Source organism: Akkermansia muciniphila (assembly GCF_030848305.1).
GTDB lineage: Bacteria > Verrucomicrobiota > Verrucomicrobiia > Verrucomicrobiales > Akkermansiaceae > Akkermansia > Akkermansia muciniphila_A.
On record NZ_CP114598.1, the window covers coordinates 814424 to 831449 of the forward strand.

General features: G+C 56.5%; 12 protein-coding genes. 10 read left to right on the forward strand and 2 right to left on the reverse strand.

What is annotated here, in order from left to right; translation table 11 throughout:
• The first annotated feature begins 239 nt into the window (after window positions 1-239).
• The 10 genes from kdsA to O4G22_RS03650 all read left to right on the forward strand — a co-directional run bounded on the left by kdsA (window position 240) and on the right by O4G22_RS03650 (window position 14053).
• Window positions 240-1055, forward strand: a complete 816-nt coding sequence (gene kdsA, locus O4G22_RS03605; RefSeq protein ID WP_249851591.1) for a 3-deoxy-8-phosphooctulonate synthase — start codon at window positions 240-242, stop codon at window positions 1053-1055.
• Entirely contained in the window at window positions 1052-1531 is a 480-nt protein-coding gene (locus O4G22_RS03610; RefSeq protein WP_306702189.1) for a hypothetical protein, read from the forward strand. The genes kdsA and O4G22_RS03610 overlap by 4 nt, the downstream gene beginning before the upstream one ends.
• Window positions 1532-1543: 12 nt before the next feature.
• Entirely contained in the window at window positions 1544-2503 is a 960-nt protein-coding gene (locus O4G22_RS03615; protein WP_306713935.1) for an LptA/OstA family protein, read from the forward strand.
• Window positions 2500-3246: an LPS export ABC transporter ATP-binding protein gene (lptB, locus tag O4G22_RS03620; protein ID WP_102739924.1), complete on the forward strand. Its 747-nt coding sequence runs from the start codon at window positions 2500-2502 to the stop codon at window positions 3244-3246. The genes O4G22_RS03615 and lptB overlap by 4 nt, the downstream gene beginning before the upstream one ends.
• Before the next feature lie 20 nt (window positions 3247-3266).
• Window positions 3267-4151, forward strand: coding sequence for a haloacid dehalogenase-like hydrolase (locus O4G22_RS03625; protein WP_012419732.1), 885 nt, complete (start codon window positions 3267-3269; stop codon window positions 4149-4151).
• 25 nt (window positions 4152-4176) lie between these two features.
• Window positions 4177-5559 (forward strand): UDP-N-acetylmuramate:L-alanyl-gamma-D-glutamyl-meso-diaminopimelate ligase, encoded by a 1383-nt coding sequence (gene mpl / locus O4G22_RS03630; RefSeq protein WP_306702191.1) that lies wholly within the window; start codon window positions 4177-4179, stop codon window positions 5557-5559.
• 24 nt (window positions 5560-5583) lie between these two features.
• Window positions 5584-6903 carry an OmpA family protein gene (locus O4G22_RS03635; RefSeq protein ID WP_306702192.1) on the forward strand — a complete coding sequence of 440 codons (1320 nt, stop codon included), beginning with the start codon at window positions 5584-5586 and terminating at the stop codon, window positions 6901-6903.
• Between the two features lie 84 nt (window positions 6904-6987).
• Window positions 6988-8997 (forward strand): ATP-dependent helicase, encoded by a 2010-nt coding sequence (locus O4G22_RS03640; RefSeq protein WP_306702193.1) that lies wholly within the window; start codon window positions 6988-6990, stop codon window positions 8995-8997.
• A gap of 838 nt (window positions 8998-9835) precedes the next feature.
• Window positions 9836-12970 carry an autotransporter outer membrane beta-barrel domain-containing protein gene (locus O4G22_RS03645; protein WP_306702194.1) on the forward strand — a complete coding sequence of 1045 codons (3135 nt, stop codon included), beginning with the start codon at window positions 9836-9838 and terminating at the stop codon, window positions 12968-12970.
• Between the two features lie 336 nt (window positions 12971-13306).
• A complete protein-coding gene (locus O4G22_RS03650) occupies window positions 13307-14053 on the forward strand; it encodes a PEP-CTERM sorting domain-containing protein (protein WP_290489514.1) in 747 nt (248 codons plus the stop codon).
• Window positions 14054-14221: 168 nt separating this feature from the next.
• Here the strand turns inward: O4G22_RS03650 and asnS are convergent, their stop codons facing one another.
• Window positions 14222-15589, reverse strand: coding sequence for an asparagine--tRNA ligase (gene asnS / locus O4G22_RS03655; RefSeq protein ID WP_343125171.1), 1368 nt, complete (start codon window positions 15587-15589; stop codon window positions 14222-14224).
• A gap of 108 nt (window positions 15590-15697) precedes the next feature.
• Complete coding sequence (locus tag O4G22_RS03660) at window positions 15698-16978, reverse strand: C39 family peptidase (RefSeq protein WP_290489510.1); 1281 nt, start codon at window positions 16976-16978, stop codon at window positions 15698-15700.
• Window positions 16979-17026 lie beyond the last annotated feature (48 nt).

Sequence of the window (17026 nt, forward strand, 5' to 3'; positions counted from 1 at the left end):
ACAAAAAGTCCGGAGGGCGGCAACTCCATACGCTTTTTTCCAATCCATGCTCCCCTCCATTTACACGCACCTATCTAAAAAATATTTACCATATTTATAACAAAATCATTATATCGAATATGAAAAGATACTTCCGGAAAAATAAACCTTCGCCTCCGAATCTCCGCGCGGAGGCAGGATAGCGGCTTGACCGAAAGGCCTGAAACCGTCATGATACAAGGACATACAGGTTTTGTTTTATGTCGTTTTACATTCAATCCGTTGAAATCGGCGGCCCTCGGCCGTTCTACCTTCTGGGCCCCTGCTCTCTGGAATGCGAATCCTTTGTATGGGAGATGGCCCGCTCCATCAAGGCCATCACGGAAAACCTGGATGTCCCGCTGATTTTCAAAGCTTCCTACGACAAGGCGAACCGCACTTCCGTCACCTCTTTTCGCGGTCCCGGCGTGCGGGAAGGCTGCCGCATTCTGTCGGAAATCGGCAGGGAGCTGAAACTGCCCGTCGTTACGGATGTGCATACGGCCCAGGAAGCGGAAATTGCCGCCGAATACGTGGATCTGCTCCAGGTTCCCGCTTTTTTGTGCCGCCAGACGGATCTTCTGGAAGCCTGCGCCAAGAGCGGCCGGCCCGTGAATATCAAAAAAGGGCAGTTCCTGGCTCCGTGGGATACCGTGAACATCGGGGAAAAAATGCGCGCCTTCGGCTGTGACGAATTCATGATGTGCGAACGCGGCACCACCTTTGGTTATAACAATCTGGTGGTGGACATGCGCTCCCTGTACTGGATGAAACAGGAAGGCTTTCCCGTCGTATTCGACGCCACTCACGCAGTTCAGAAACCCGGGGGATTGGGAGGAACCACGGGAGGAGACAGCGAGCTGGCCCCCGTGCTGGCATCCGCCGCCATGGCGACGGGCAGCATTGACGGCGTGTTCATGGAGGTGCACAAAGACCCGTCCAAAGCGCTTTCCGACGGCCCCAACCAAATTCCTCTCCACCTGCTTGAAGGAGTGCTGAAACGCCTTCAGTCCATCCACCAGGCGGTTCAGTCATGATGAAATTATTGTCCACATGCTTTTTGACGGCCGCCCTGTACGGCACGGAGGCGCAAGCGGACACCAGCCTGCCTGCGGCCACGCCTTTTGCCGGCGTAGATAAAAAATTACCTATGCTGGAGCTTCTGCCCGTAGGCCAGGTACTCCCAAAAGTCAGCCTGTCACGATATGAAGGGCCGCGCCTTTCCATGCTGCTGACGGCTTCAAGCGTGACCGTGGCCGCCCCGCAGGAAATTGCCGCGAATATCCTGAACGTGTACTTGTACGGAAAAAACAACCAGACCTCCCACCTTTTCACGAAGGCCGCCTCTTATTTTCTGGATAAAAAACTGGCCGTCTCCCATACGGAAACCACCCTCAGGGAAGAGAATCTTTCCGCCAAAGGGACCGGCCTTTACCTGAACACCAATATCAAGAGGGGCATCATTCTGGGTCCCGTTCAAACCACCATCCGCATGGCTCAACGCAACAAGTAACCATTCCTTTTTATGAAAAAACTTTCCTCCCTGCTGCTGGCCCTGGCCGGAAGCCTTGCCTGCAGCGGCGCCAACGGCGTTCCCTCCCACATTGTCCAGCCCCTGCCCAGGGAACTGGATCCCCGCCTGGAACAACCCCTCACCCCGCCTTCCCATATTGTACGCCCCCTGACGGCGGAAGAGACAGCCCGGAGGGAACGGGAACTGGCCCCTGTTCCGACCGCAGGCTTGAAGGAAGACGGGGAAAAGGCGATTCAAACATACAGCGCGCAGGAAAAAACTGTGGACGGGCGGATTCAGGAATTCCGCCAGCAGCATCAGGTTGCCGGAAATACCCCCGCCCCGGCTGCGGAAACTACTCCCTCTTCCGCAGCATCCGGCCCGGAGGAAGGCTTCCTGCAGGCCAATTCCCCAAAAGACCTGTACACCGTAGATTGTGACGGAGACTTGTACTTCGATATGGAAGAAGGCGTTCTGGTGTTCATGAAAAATGTCCGGGTGCGCAACCCCGGCCTTTCCATGGATTGTGCGGATCATCTGAAAATTTATGCGGAATTCGTGCCGAAGAAACCGGGCGACAAAAAACCCTCCGACGTCAAGAAGGAAAAGGGGAAAGAGGAAAATCAGACTCAGGTGGCTCTCCCCAACGGAGGCAATTTCGACTACAATTCCATTAAAACGGTTGCGGCTTCCGGAAATGTGAAAGCCAGTTACACCAACAAACAGGGAGAAACAAGCAACGCCCAGGCTGAAAAAATCACCTACAACGCCAAAACCGGAGAAATCATCCTGACGGGTGCCCCGGTCATCGTCACTCCGGACGTCATCGTGAAAAATCCGAACAAGGATGCTTTCATTCGGGTGTATTCCAACGGAAACATGTACGGCAGTCGCGGAACCAAGACTACGTTCCGCCACGTAGACAAAAAACTTTCCGACCGGGAAAACCAGAAAACCAGCCGCAAACCGTGAGTTCGTTCCACTCTTCTCCTTTGCTAAGCGCCGAAGGCATCTGCAAAACCTACAAAACGCGGACCGTTGTGGACCAGGTCAGCCTGAAGGTAGGCCATGGCGAAATTGTGGGCCTGCTGGGACCGAACGGCGCCGGAAAAACCACTTCCTTTTACATGGTAGCGGGTCTCGTACGCCCGGATGAAGGCCGCGTGATTTTTGCGAACGAAGATATTACGGAATTGCCGATGAACCTGCGAGCCAGGCGCGGCATGGGTTATCTGCCGCAGGAAGAATCTATTTTCCGTAAGCTTTCCGTGGAGGATAATCTTCTGGCCATTCTTCAGACCCGCAAAGACATGACTTCCCGCCAGCAAAAGGACCGCGCCGTAGAGCTGATGGACCGCTTCGGCATCACCAAGCTGCGCCGCTCCATGGCCATCCAGCTTTCCGGCGGCGAAAAGAGAAGGCTGACCATCGCCCGTGCCCTGGCTACCAGCCCCAAACTGCTGATGCTGGACGAACCGTTCAGCGGCGTGGATCCCATCGCCGTTTCAGACATTCAGAAAATCGTTATGGAACTGCGCGATACGGACGGCCTTTCCATCCTGATTACGGACCATAATGTGCGGGAAACCCTCCACATCGTGGACCGCGCCTACATTTTGTTTGAAGGGAAGGTGATCAAGCACGGTACTTCCGAGGAAATCGCCAACGACCCCATCGCCCGCAAGCAGTATCTGGGCGACCAGTTCCGCATGTAACTTTATTTTCCGTCTTTCCCATGTCCTCCCCGCAGAATACGATCGCCCTGGTTTTCGACTACGACCAGACCTTGAGTCCCTTCTACATGCAGGATCAGGCCATCTTCCCGGAATTCGGCATTTCTCCGCAGGAATTCTGGACCAGGTGCAACGCCACCGGAGAAAGAGAAGGCTGGGACGGAGAACTGATTTATATGAAAAGCCTGCTGGACGCCCTTTCCCTGGACCGCGTCAGCAACGCCCGGCTTACCCAGCTTGGAGAGCGCCTCACCTTTTACCCCGGTTTGCCGGACTTTTTTAACGCGTTCCCGTCCATGACCCTCTCCTCCCTTCATACGGATCTGGGCATCAGCATTGAATACTATATCATCTCCTCCGGTTTGAAAGCCCTGATTGACGGTTCCGCCCTGCGCCCTTATTTCAAGGCCGTATTCGGATGCGAATTCAGCGAGGAGAACGGCTACATCAATTTTCCCAAGAGAGTCATTTCCCACACCACGAAAACCCAGTACCTTTTCCGCATCAACAAGGGAATGCTGGATTACGACCAGGACGTAAACGACCACATGCCGGAAGACATGCGCCCCATTCCTTTCGCCAACATGATTTACATCGGCGACGGCCCTACGGACGTTCCCTGCTTCACCGTCATGCGCCGGAACGGAGGCCACGCCGTAGCCGTATATAATCCGGAAGATGAAACCGGCCGCAGTTTCCGCAAATGCTATAACCTGGCCTCCAATTCCGACCGCGTGAATTTCATCGCCCCGGCGGATTACACGCCCGGCAGCCATCTCACCCGCCTGCTGTCCGGCATGGTCACGGATATCGCCAACGGCATTGTGCGCCGCCGGGACCGGGCTCTGGCGGATTCCTGTATTGCGGCTCCTTCCTTTTCCAAATAAAACCCGCTCCATTCCTCTCCCCGTCATGAACAGCCATTTCCACTTTCTCGGCATCTGCGGCACCGCCATGGGCGCGGTAGCCGCCGCCATGGCCCGCCGCGGCTTTACCGTCACCGGTTCCGACGCCAACGTCTATCCCCCCATGTCCACTTTTCTGGAGGAGGAAGGCATCACCCTGTTTGAAGGCTACAAGGCTTCCAACATCCCGCCGGATGCGGACGTCATCGTCATCGGTAATGCCATGAGCCGCGGCAATGAGGAGGTGGAAGCCGTGCTCCAACGGCGCCTGCGTTACCTTTCCCTCCCGGAGACGATGAAGGAATACTTCCTGCGCGGCAAGCGCAACTATGTGGTAACAGGCACCCACGGAAAAACCACCACCACATCCATGCTGGCGTGGCTGATGGAGGATTCCGGGCTGAACCCCAGCTTCATGATTGGCGGCATTGCCCGCAATCTCGGACGCGGGGGCCGTTTTACGGATTCCGATTTTTCCGTACTGGAGGGGGACGAGTACGACACGGCGTTTTTCGACAAACGTTCCAAATTCCTGCACTACCTCCCGGAACTGGTGGTCATCAACAACATTGAATTTGATCACGCGGATATTTACAATTCCCTGGAGGAAATCAAATTGAGTTTCCGTCGGCTGACCCAGATCATCCCCCGCAACGGCCTGGCCCTGGTCAACGCGGACGATCCCAACTGCCTGGACGTGGTTAAGGGGGCCCCGTGCCCCGTCAAGACGGTGGGCTTTTCCGACTCTTCCAACATCCGTATCCTGGATGTGGAGACCTCCACGGACGGCAGCCATTTCACACTGGAAGGAACCCGGTACTACGTACCGATGATTGGAGAGTTCAACATCCACAACGCCGCCATGGCAATTGCAGCCGCACAATTTGCGGGACTGAACGTCAAGCAGCTGGCGGATTCCATGAGCCGCTTTGAAGGCGTGGCCCGCCGCCAGGAAGTCAAGGGGGTGGTCAACGGCATTTCCGTAGTGGACGACTTCGCCCACCACCCAACAGCCATCAAACAGGCAATCCTGGGCCTGCGCCAGCGCTATCCGGAATCACGCATCTGGGCCATTTTCGAACCGCGCTCCAACACCACACGCAGAAATATCTTCCAGAATGAACTGGCGTTGTCCCTCGCTACGGCGGATTTCCCTGTGGTAGCCGCCGTGGATCATCCGGACAAGGTAGCTCTGGAGGAACGCCTGGACCTCACCAAACTTTCCAACGACCTTTCCGCGCTGGGCAAGGACGCTCTGATTGGCGGCCATGCCCAGGAAATCGTCTCTGCCGTCTGCAAGAAAGCCCAGCCGGGAGACGTTATTCTGGTAATGAGCAACGGCGGTTTTGAAGGCATTCACGCCAAATTGCTGGAAGCACTGAACGCCTGACCCTTCTTCATACATCCACTTCCAATGAAAAACGCATCCACCATCACCGCCTTCATCATCAGCTTCCTGGTCGTAGGCAGCCTGGCCCTGGTTTTCCTGTTCCTTGACAATAAGGAAGAGGAACCCGCCGCCGCTGAACCGGCGGCGCAAACGGAAGTGCCGGCACGCCAGACGGTAACGCCCCAACCCACCGTCGACCCGCTTACCAAGGAAGATATCAGCCGGCAGACGGCTACGCCGCCCTCCCTGATCAATCTCAGCTCCCCCCAGACACTGGCGCAGGCAATTGCCAAAGTCATTCAGGACCGGGATGAGGACATCCTGAAATCCCTGGAAATCCAGCAGGCCGTGACGGAGAACCAGAGCCGCCTCATCCGGGAGCTCATGGCAGCCCGCCATGTACGCCTTTCCTCCCCCGGCATCACCAGCATCGGCGCGAATAACCAGGGAGCCAATCCCACAGCCAGATACACGCTCAATTTCAGCAGCGGCGCGCGCGGCTATCTGGATATGAAGCGCAATGACAAGCAACAGTGGGCGCTGGATACCCTCACTCTGCCCAGCAAGCAGGATCTGGCCAAGGACAAGGCCGCCCCCATGGCGATGAACGACCCCATGGGCGTCGTCAGCTCCTTCATGGATGCCGTCGCCAAGGCGGATTTCCGCGGGGCGCGGAAGTTCGTGGACGGGGCCAAGGTGCAGGATGCCACGGTAGCCGGGCTGTGCATTCTGTTTGAGGAAGGAGCTTTCCGCCTCCGGGAAGACGCTCCCATCAAAACAGCTTACGAAGCGCCCACCAACGCGGGGTTCTTCGTTCATCTTCAGGACGCCCAGGGCAGGAAAGCCGGCAATGTGGGTCTGACCGTGGCTAAAACGGACGGACAATGGCTGGTTGCGGAAGCTTCTCTGGACAGCATGCTGGAAGCCTATACGAAACGGCAGGGAGCCGGGGACGACATCTTCATCCCTATTGTAAAAAATCCCCAGGGCGGCGATTCCCTGGCCCTGTTCTTCGGCTTCAATGAAGATACCCTTTCCAAACGTTCCGAACGCCAGCTTCAAATCGTAGCGGAAGCGATCAAGATGGACGGCGGCAAAAAGCTGGAAATCAGCGGCCACACGGATGACGTGGGGAGCGAACGCTACAACCAGGGACTCTCCGAACGCCGCGCGGCCGCCGTGAAAGCCCAGCTCGTCCAGTTCGGCGTTCCTGCGGAAAGAATCGTCACCAGGGGATTCGGCAAATCACAACCACGCCGGACCTATTCCCCCACGGCAGATGAAGGAACAAGGGATGAAGTCCGCAAGGAAAACCGCCGTGCGGAAATGTACCTGGACTTTTAAAAAAGTAATCAAAAAGCGGAGAAGGGAGGAAGCCCCTTCCACCTTCTCTATTAACTGTTTCCCGTCAATTATCAACTAACCCTCATGGCTCGCCGATACGTCATCAGGCAGGATGCCGAGCCGGTCGCCCCCGTCTCCGGGATCGACTACCGTACGGCCCTCAACGAGGAACAGTACGCCGCCGTTTCTTCAGAACCGGGGCCGGCTCTTGTCATCGCAGGAGCCGGATCGGGAAAAACGCGCACGCTGACCTATCGCGTGGCCTGGCTTCTGGATCACGGTACGGACCCATGGAACATTCTGCTGCTCACCTTCACCAACAAGGCGGCGCGGGAAATGACGGAACGGGTGCGTTCCCTGATTCCCCTGGACTTGTCCCGCCTGTGGAGCGGCACGTTCCATTCCATTGCCAACCGCATCCTGCGCCAGCACGCGGAATACCTGGGATATACCCCGGCTTTCACGATCATGGACTCCGACGACCGCAAGTCCATGATCAAAAGCGTGGTCAAGTCCCTCAAGCTGGATGAAAAATCCGCCCGCTTCCCCAAGCCGGAAGTCCTTTCCTCCCTGTTCAGTCTGGCAGACAATGAGGGAGCCAACATCCGGGAAACGCTGGAAAACGCCTATCCCTACCTTTCCAGCCATCTGGACGCCATCCTGGAGGTGCATGGCCAATACGTAGCCCGCAAGCAGGAAACCAACAGCATGGATTTTGACGACCTGCTTCTCAACGTCGTAAGGCTCTTTCAGGAACAGGAGCACCTGCGCGCCCTGTACGGCTCCCGCTTCCGGCATATCCTGGTGGATGAATACCAGGACACCAATTACCTCCAGAGCCGCCTCATCGACATGCTGGCCCGGGAACACGGCCAGCTGATGGTGGTGGGAGACGATGCCCAGAGCATCTACTCCTGGCGCGGCGCGGACATGGAAAACATTCTCAGCTTTACTACCCGCTATCCGGCGGCAAAGACTTTCAAGATAGAAACCAATTACCGCAGCGTGCCGGAGATCCTGGAGCTTTCCAACGCGGCTATCGCCGCCAACGAAGTTCAAATTGAAAAGCAGCTCCGCTCCGTGCGCCCCACCGGGGAAATGCCTCCCGCCCTCGTCCCGCTCAATGACGACCGGATGCAGGCCAAATTTGTCGTCCAGCGCATCAGGGACCTTATTGAAGAAGGCACGGACCCCAGTGAAATAGCCGTGCTTTATCGCGCCCATTTCCACAGCATGGAATTGCAAATGGAACTGACCCGCGGAGAAATACCTTTCCGCATCACCAGCGGCATCAGGTTTTTCGAACAGGCCCATATTAAAGACGTGGTGGCATTCATGCGTTTTGTGGTCAATCCCAGGGACGAACTTTCCTTCCGCCGCATGGCGATGCTGCTGCCCGGCATCGGCCCCGGCATGGCCCAGAAACTTTGGATGCGCTGGACCGCCTGCCCGGAAAGCCGGCAGGAAACCCCTCCGGAATCCTTTTCCGCCCTGATGCTGGATTTTCCGGTCCCCGCCAAATCCAGAACGGCCTGGACGCAGCTCTGCTACACCCTGGATGAACTGGCCCCCGCCGGAAAACTGGCCGGGCCTGCCTCCATGCTCCTTTCCATCAATGAGGCCGTGTATGACGAGTACATGCAGGCCGCTTTTGACAATTACGACCAGCGCAGGCAGGACCTTCTGCATCTGGCCGGATTTTCCGAACGCTTTGAATCCACGGAGGATTTTCTCTCCCAGCTTTCCCTTCTGGGCAACACGGATGATGAAAGCGCCGCAGCGGACCTCTCCGGAGGCGCCGTCACCCTGTCCACCATCCACCAGGCCAAGGGACTGGAATGGTCTGTCGTTTTTCTGATCGGCCTGTGCGACGGCATGTTTCCACACCAGCGGGTAATTGACGACGGGGACCTGTCCGGGCTGGAAGAGGAACGCCGCCTCTTTTACGTAGGAATTACCCGCGCCAAGGATCAGCTTTACCTGACCTACCCCCGTTGGAACTGCCGCGCCCAGGGAGGAACCTTCATGCAAATGCCCTCCCGCTTTCTGGATGAATTTCCAGCCGGCCTGGTGGAGGAATGGGAGGTGGAATAATCCTGCTCTCTTCTCCCTGGCCATATCCGGGAAACGCCGGACTCTCCGTCTTCTTCCGGCGGGCCGGGAACACGCGGCGCGAAGCCTCCGAAAAGTTCTCCTTCCACCCACTTGAATTCTTACGCCTACCCCTCATCCGGGGATGTTTCCTCCTTTCCCGTAAAAAGGAATTCCCCGGTGGCCCCGCCATATTCCGAACACCCTGACGCCGCGGCTCTTACCGCCATACCCGGCAAAGCCCATAGGGGAAGGTCTCTTCCGGCTGGAATTCCCCGCCCGCATATGCGGGCCGCTTCAAAAAACAGCCTGGCCAGATTTTTATTCGCAGGGCTTCACAAGCCGCTCTCTTCATCCGGGAGATGCCCTGGCCTCCATCCTTCCCGGATTTCCTAATTAATTATATAATCTATTAGAAACAACGTATTTACCTGTCCGGCCAGCGTTGAATACGTCTCTTCCTATGGAACCGTTACCTCAGCTCCTCCTGCGCCGGCGGGAAAACGTTGCGACCGGACCATGTTAACATATTATAACAATTTTATTATCAATGGAAACAGATTAATCTTTCCAGTAAAAATGAATTGACCTGAATGTTCTTGAAATTCCTTTCCGGCCCAAGACCGCAGAATCCTGTCATGATTGAACCCTTTGAATAATAATCATAAGCAATTCATAACGAGCCATTTTAATTATTATTCTCATTAAAATTTCTCATGTCATCCCGGTGAACAGCTCGGAATGGGAATCATCTAAAACCTCGGGCGCCGTGATTGTCACGAACGCATAACCACCTAATCATTAAACAAATAAAAAAAGCATGAAATTAAGACTCCCACATATGCTGCTGGCAGCTGTCATCGCCTGCCTTGGCAGTTTTTCCATTACTACGGCAGCCGACTATACAGTCAACAGCGCCGATGAATTCGTTACTGCCTGGAACCAGGCTGCCGCTTCCAATGAAGCTTCAACCATCACGATTACGGTACCTTCCGGCTCCGACAACATCACGCTGACCCAGGAGCAACGAGCCCAGTTGAACGCTATCTCCGGAACGGGGAATGTCACCGTCCAAATGGCGGACGCCAGCAACAAACTGGTTAATTTCAATTACGATCTGGTTAACAACCAGGTCAGCTTCAACGACATCACCTTGAGCGAACCTCTGGGAAGCGACAATGACATTGTGGTGACGAATGCTTCAGCTACCACCACTATTGACGGCAGGAATATTGCCATCGAAGGTACGAATGACGCCGCCAATCCCAGGACGGTGGGAGCAACCGTCACCTCCACGAACGGACAGGTAGGCATCGGCGACAATGTTTCCATGGAAAAAGCCGTTACCGTCACTGGCCAGGCAGTTCAAACCGCAGACCCGGCAACGCCGCCGGCGGGACAAGCCTATACCAGGACGACGTACAATACTTACAATAAATCCAATGAGCGGGCCGTGGTCCTGGGCAATAACGTCACGATGCAGGATGCCGTAACGGCGACAGGCCAGATCGTAAGCGATCCGGCGTCCAAAGTTGCCCTGAACGGAGATGTGACTTCCACGGCGGGCATTGGCGCCGTAACTACGGAACAGTTTGACGCATCCGGCGCTCAGACCGGCAAAACCGTCATCGACTCCATGGATGACAGCGTTTCCGGAGGCATCATCCTTGGAGAAACCGCAGCCGGCGCCGTCACCCTTAAAACCGAGGGCGGCAATATTTCCCTGGGAGACAATTCCGTCCTGGACGGCACTGCTGTTTCCGCGGAATCCATCGACCTCAATAAAACCGTTTACAGCAATGACGACGGCAGCTGGAACACCGTCGCAAGCACGGAAAAGCTGGGCTCCATCGAAGGCAGCGTCACGCTTGGCGAAAACACGACCGTCAAGGGAAATTCCACCCTGGCGGCGGATGACAATATCGCCATTGGCAACAACAGCGTCATCACCGGCAATACCGCTGCTGACGGCGTGATTTCCGCAGGCGGCCAGATCTCCATCGGGGACGGCGTCCAGGTCCTGGACAACACCGCCTCCACCGCCGGCAAAGCCGCCATCAACCTGGCGGACGGGCAGACCCTGTACATCGGCTCCGGCGCAATTCTTTCCGGCAATACGTCCAACGGAGTTTCCGGTTCCGTGCAGGCGGGCCAGAACACCCAGATCAACGTTTATACGGACGCCACCGCCTACACGTTCATCAATGACGGCATCTCCACCGCGGCCCCCGCTCCCACGGCTGACGCCGCCCCGCTGGCTGCCGACCAGACCGTGATGACGAAGACCGGAGCGGGCACTCTCGTTTACGGCGGCGCTGAAGCCGCCGATACGTTCGGAGGAACCTACCAGCAGCTTGAAGGCAACCTGATCATCGGCCATGCCGCCTTCGGCGCCGCTGACTCCGCCACCGGAAAAGCCGGTCCCCTCCAGTCCATGGACGGCGCCGTGATGGGAACGGACGATACGGTTTACGACATTCGGACGGGACAGGTGACCCTGGCGAAGAATTCCACCATGAAGGGAGCTTCCGCCACCTTCGGAGGCGACTCCACCCTGTTGCTGAGCGACGGTTCCGTGCTGGACTTAGGCGCTCCCGCCACGTTCCAGGATAATTCCCGCGTAGGCATCCAGGTATCCGACGCCAGCGGCAACCCCGTTCCGCTCGCCCAGCTCCACAAGGGCACGGAAAGCGTGACGGCCACGCTGAACGGCACGGACATTTCCGGCCGCCTGCTGAACAACGTATTCCTGAGCACCACCATGGCTCCGGGAACGGCGGAAGGCACCACTATCATCACCCAGGACATGAAGGGCATTGACGGCCCCATGTCCGGCTACAACGGCAACGTTTACACCGTAGCGGCCGCCCTGGAAAACAACCGTTTGAACGTGGCCGCCGGTTCTCCCGCCTCCCAGTTCTACGAAAACCTGTTCCGGGCCGCGAGCGCGGATGAAGCTGCCCGCATCATCCAGTCCGTCAGCGGTGAACATGTGGTGAACTTCACCTGGGCGGCCAGCCGCACCGTGCGGAACTTCGCCGACCTGGGACGCATTCAATCCGCCGCCTCCATGGCGCGCCAGACGGAAGACACCGTTGAAGTAGTGGACGCCAAAGGTTCTCCCATCGCCCGCAAGACAATCGCCAGGGGCAACGGCAATATCTGGGTAGGCGGCATGGGCATCTGGGATGACCAGGACGCCCGCGACGGAGTTTCCGGTTACAAGTACAATGCCGGCGGTTATGCCGTAGGCATTGACTACAAGGCTGCGCAGGGTTCCCTGATCGGCATCGCCGCCGGCCAGAGCTTCGGCGACTTCAAGGACAAAACGGGCATCGGCGCCGACTATGACGTGGACTCCTTCCTGGCCATGATCTACGGACGCATGCATCCCTTCAAGGACAGCAAGTTCACGCTGGACGGCTACGGCGCTTACGGCCGCTCCCGTTTCAAGGGCGATTCTTACATGATGGGTTCCGCCGCCAACGGCAGAGCGGATGCGGACACCTTCAGCGGCGCCCTTTACGGCACCTGGACGGAACGTTTCGCGCTCGGAAAAGCCTTTGTGACGCCCTACACGGGTATTGAATTCATGACGTCCGAACTCAAGGGTTTCTCTGAAAGCGGGCCTTACGGACGCACCTTCGGCCACGCCCGGGCCCAGAACTGGACCATTCCCGTCGGCATTACGATCGCCCGCTCCTACCAGACGGACGGAGGCACCACCATCACCCCGGCCCTGACAGTAGCAGTATCCCAGGATGTGAGCCGCATGAATCCCAAATCCAATGTCTCCGGACCTCTTGGGACCTGGAATGCCCGCGGCGTCAACGTTGGCCGCACCGCATTCCGCCTGAACGCCGGCGTTGACATGATCTTCTCCAACAAGTGGGGAGCCCGCGTCTGCTACCAGTTCGAGACCCGCAACCAGCTGACCGCCCACGGCATCAACGGCGCCATCAGCTATACGTTCTAAGTAGGCAGAGCGCTTCAGCGCATGCTTTTACTTGGTTATGGTAGGCCCTTTCCCGCCCCGCGCGGGAAAGGGTTTTCCGTATATTTCCGCATCCGTTCTTTGAAATAACATTTCCTGACAAACAGGAAATTCCTTTGCGGATTCTCAATCCGGCATCTTTCTATCAGGAGTAAATATTTAGACAATGAAAAATATTATGATTAGCTCCACTCTCATATTCTCTTCTCATTCAAGTGATCATGAAATATTTCCGGCGATATGCTCCCTTCTCAGATATTTACATTGACAACGGATTGAGAATCCGTTATGTGCTCTTTTCTAAAGTATCTGCTGAATATGAAGTTATCTACATTCTGCATCTTATGCTGCCTTTCCGCGGGTCTTTCCCAAGCTGCCGTCTATGTCTGGAGCGGAGCGGCAGGAAACGGAATTTATGGAGACGCCAACAACTGGACGGTAAATGGCACGCCGAACGGCTATTTCCCGCAAAGCAGCCGGGATGAAGCCATCATCGGAGAAAATGCCGGAACGATCACCTGGTCCCCCGCCCAATCCTATTTCGGGGAAACCAGCATAGTTGGAATAGGGTCTGGAAGCACCCTGCTTTGTACCACGGGGACAGGAACGGGAGATATCAATGTTGATCTGTTCAAAGTGGAAGAGAATGCCCAATTGGTGTTTGAATCCAGCAACGCCCTCGGACTGCAACGCGACTTTACAATGGACTTCGGCGTTTTTACGGCGGAAGAACACGGTTCCTGGATTGCCACGAATCTCGCCAACTTCTGGACCAATGGAAGAACCGTCACCTTCTTCGGCACATTGGATATGCGTAAGCTTTCCGGGAGCGGAACCATTGAACTTGCTTCCCTTAAATCTTCCCAAGAGGGAGGCAATATCAACCTGGACTTGAGTAATCTGCAATTCGTCGGCAACAAGAAAATACAAGCGACCGCTGAACAGGTTACGGAGAACGACGTCACCAAGGTAGTGATCAGCTATGAAATGATTCCGGAACCCGCAACGGCCACGCTGAGCCTTCTGGGACTGGGCGGCCTGCTGCTGAGAAGAAAGAGACAGTAGCCCTTTCCGCACGTTAATTCCACCCCGGCTTATTCCCAAAGGAAAGCCGGGGTTTTCTTTTGCCGCCGCCCCGGTTCGCACGCTCCTTCCTTCTCCATTACCGCAACATTATCCTGCGGAACCGGGCAACGCCCTTCCAGACGGGGAAAATCCGTGTTCCGGGCAAGGTCAGAACTCGCAGTTCCGCGGGGTACGGGCAAAAGGCAGGACGTCGCGGATGTTGGTCACTCCGGTCACGAACATCAGCAGACGTTCAAACCCGGCCCCGAATCCGGCGTGCGGCACCGTGCCGTAACGGCGCAGATCCGCATACCAGCGGTACGCTTCCGCATTCATGCCCATGCGGCGCATGTTTTCCTCCAGAATGTCCAGCCGCTCTTCACGCTGGCTGCCGCCCACGATCTCACCGATGCCGGGCACCAGCACATCCATGGCGGTGACGGTCTTCCCGTCTTCGTTCAGGCGCATGTAGAAGGGTTTAATCTCCTTCGGGTAGTTATAAACGATGACGGGGCATTTAAAATGTTCCTCCGTCAGGAAACGTTCGTGCTCGCTCTGCAGATTGATGCCCCAGGAAACGGGGTAATCAAATGTTTTGCCGCTCTTGAGCAGGATATCAACGGCTTCCGTATAGGAACAGCGCACAAACGGCGTTTCCTTCACATGCTCCAGGCGTTCCCGCAGCCCCTTGTCCACAAAACGGGTCAGGAATTCCACTTCTTCCGCGCTGTTCGCCAAGGCGTCCCCGACGAGAAAACGGACAAACTCTTCCGCCATGTCCATGTCTCCATACAGATCGCAGAAAGCCATTTCAGGCTCCACCATCCAGAATTCCGCCGCATGGCGCGTGGTGTTGGAGTTCTCCGCCCGAAATGTGGGGCCAAAGGTATAAATGTTGCTCAGGGCGCATGCGAACGCTTCCCCTTCCAGCTGGCCGCTTACCGTGAGGTAGGCCGCCTTGCCGAAGAAATCCCGGGAGGCGTCACGGGAGGCGGCGTCTCCCACATCCAGCGTCGTCACACGGAACATTTCTCCGGCTCCCTCACAGTCACTGGCGGTGATGATGGGAGTGCTGACCCAGGAAAAATCCCTTTCCTGGAAAAAGCGGTGAATGGCGAAGGCCAGCCTGCTGCGCATGCGGAACACGGCTCCAAACAGGTTGGTGCGGGGGCGCAAATGAGCGATGGAACGCAGGAACTCCGGCGTATGCCCTTTTTTCTGCAGGGGATAGGAATCCGGAACAGCCCCCACCAGCTCCAGGGAGGCGGCGCGCAATTCCCACCGCTGCCTCCCCTGCCCGGCAACCAGAGCGCCGCGGATGCTCACGGCAGACCCCGTAGCCATTTCCCCAATCCGTTCATAGCCGGGAATGCCTGCATCCGCCACCACCTGGAGAGAGGCGACGGAGGAACCGTCATTTACCTCCAAAAAGGAAAAAGCCCTGGAATCACGGCGCGTACGCACCCATCCCTGAATCAGGACGTCCGGCATTTCCGCCTCGCTGGCCAGGACATGTTTCACCAATGTTCTGTTCATCATGGCGCAAGTATAATACAGCGCCCTGCCCATGCCAGAAGAATTGCTCTACCACAGAGAGAATATTCCGTATCTTCCGGCAGAGAAGGAGAAATACGCCGCACTCTGTTACTTGGAAGGCTGCATGACCTGCCGCCCCGTCGTAATGGCGATGGCATCCGCCAGCGGCATTTCCTTTTCCGTGTGGGCAGCCCCCCAGGAATCTGAAAAGATAAGCGTTTTCTTTTCCTCGTCAAAACCGGTGATCAGCCTCAAATGGCCTCCGCGCGTCTGGGACAAACGCAGCGGTTCCGGAACAATGCCAAGCTGTACGGACCAGAACACGGGGATGCCCGCCATGATATAGGGTTTAATGGTATTGAGCCACCTGTCCACCTGGGACGGTGACCCCGCGCGCGCCAGCTTCAGGACTTCCCCGTCCGCATTGTCCCAGAAGCCGGACCAGTCATGTTCATTTTCCACCTTCTCTTTTTTCAGCTTGGAGGCGGCGCGGTTATAGGCTTTCAACAGATTCTTGAAATCACGGGAATTCGCCAGGGAATCCAGCACTTTAATCCGTATCTGGAAGCGGGTCCCGATTTTTTTCAGGTTTTCCGCCATTGCCGCCGTATTAGTGCCTCCGCCCGCAGAGGTATTGGCCAGGGAAGCCAGTTCATGCTGATCCACATAATCCATTCCATAATAGGCAAAAATGCGGGCGGCCGTAGCCACCACGCAATAACCTTTCTGGCCCTGGTCCACCATGGGAATATCCTGAATCACCACCCGCTTTCCTTCTTTCCTGACGTGCTGTTTGATATCCGCCTTTCTGGCCCGGGAAGAAGCATCGCTCCTTGCGATGGAATCTTCCGTGGGACCGGCCTTCATCCGGATAAATTCCGCTTCAAATTCCCTGCCCTCCCGCGATGTATTGATTTCCAGGGTAATGGCCCCGTTATCCCAAATCCAGGACCAGCCGTTGACCTTGACCACCGCCTCCTTGCGGGAGGCCCGGTACTCCCTGGGCTGAATTCCGGTAAGAGCCGTCAGGGATTCCTTGATGAGCTCCAGGCGTTTGTCAAATTCATCCTTGCCAATAGCCCCGTTGTCCCCCTTGTTGTACATCATGATCGTCATTGACTGGGGGGCTCCTTCCTTCCAGTTCACCAGCATTTCCCCCAGGGACATGTCCCCTATCTTGATGGAGGGCTTCGCAATCCGGAGCTGGGTCTTGCCTTTGTCCACCCAGCCGCCGGACTCTCCGTTAAAATATTTTCCGAACAAATCCGGCTGAGGCAGCTTCCAGAACGCGCCAGACTTCAAATCCGGCGCCATGTCGCCCGCGCCCCAGGCGGAGGGAAGAAAGCAGCAGACTGAAAGGAAAGGCAGAATGGAAGAGATAAGTCGCATAACGGCAAAGAAGGCGGAGAATGATCCCGCTGCACGGAATCTACGCTG

Bases quoted from the DNA above. Each gene is read 5' to 3' on its own strand.
- kdsA (WP_249851591.1), top strand. From the start codon at position 240: ATGTCGTTTTACATTCAATCCGTTGAAATCGGCGGCCCTCGGCCGTTC.
- O4G22_RS03610 (WP_306702189.1), top strand. From the start codon at position 1,052: ATGATGAAATTATTGTCCACATGCTTTTTGACGGCCGCCCTGTACGGC.
- O4G22_RS03615 (WP_306713935.1), top strand. From the start codon at position 1,544: ATGAAAAAACTTTCCTCCCTGCTGCTGGCCCTGGCCGGAAGCCTTGCC.
- O4G22_RS03625 (WP_012419732.1), top strand. From the start codon at position 3,267: ATGTCCTCCCCGCAGAATACGATCGCCCTGGTTTTCGACTACGACCAG.
- mpl (WP_306702191.1), top strand. From the start codon at position 4,177: ATGAACAGCCATTTCCACTTTCTCGGCATCTGCGGCACCGCCATGGGC.
- O4G22_RS03635 (WP_306702192.1), top strand. From the start codon at position 5,584: ATGAAAAACGCATCCACCATCACCGCCTTCATCATCAGCTTCCTGGTC.
- O4G22_RS03640 (WP_306702193.1), top strand. From the start codon at position 6,988: ATGGCTCGCCGATACGTCATCAGGCAGGATGCCGAGCCGGTCGCCCCC.
- O4G22_RS03645 (WP_306702194.1), top strand. From the start codon at position 9,836: ATGCTGCTGGCAGCTGTCATCGCCTGCCTTGGCAGTTTTTCCATTACT.
- O4G22_RS03650 (WP_290489514.1), top strand. From the start codon at position 13,307: ATGAAGTTATCTACATTCTGCATCTTATGCTGCCTTTCCGCGGGTCTT.
- asnS (WP_343125171.1), bottom strand. From the start codon at position 15,589: ATGAACAGAACATTGGTGAAACATGTCCTGGCCAGCGAGGCGGAAATG.
- O4G22_RS03660 (WP_290489510.1), bottom strand. From the start codon at position 16,978: ATGCGACTTATCTCTTCCATTCTGCCTTTCCTTTCAGTCTGCTGCTTT.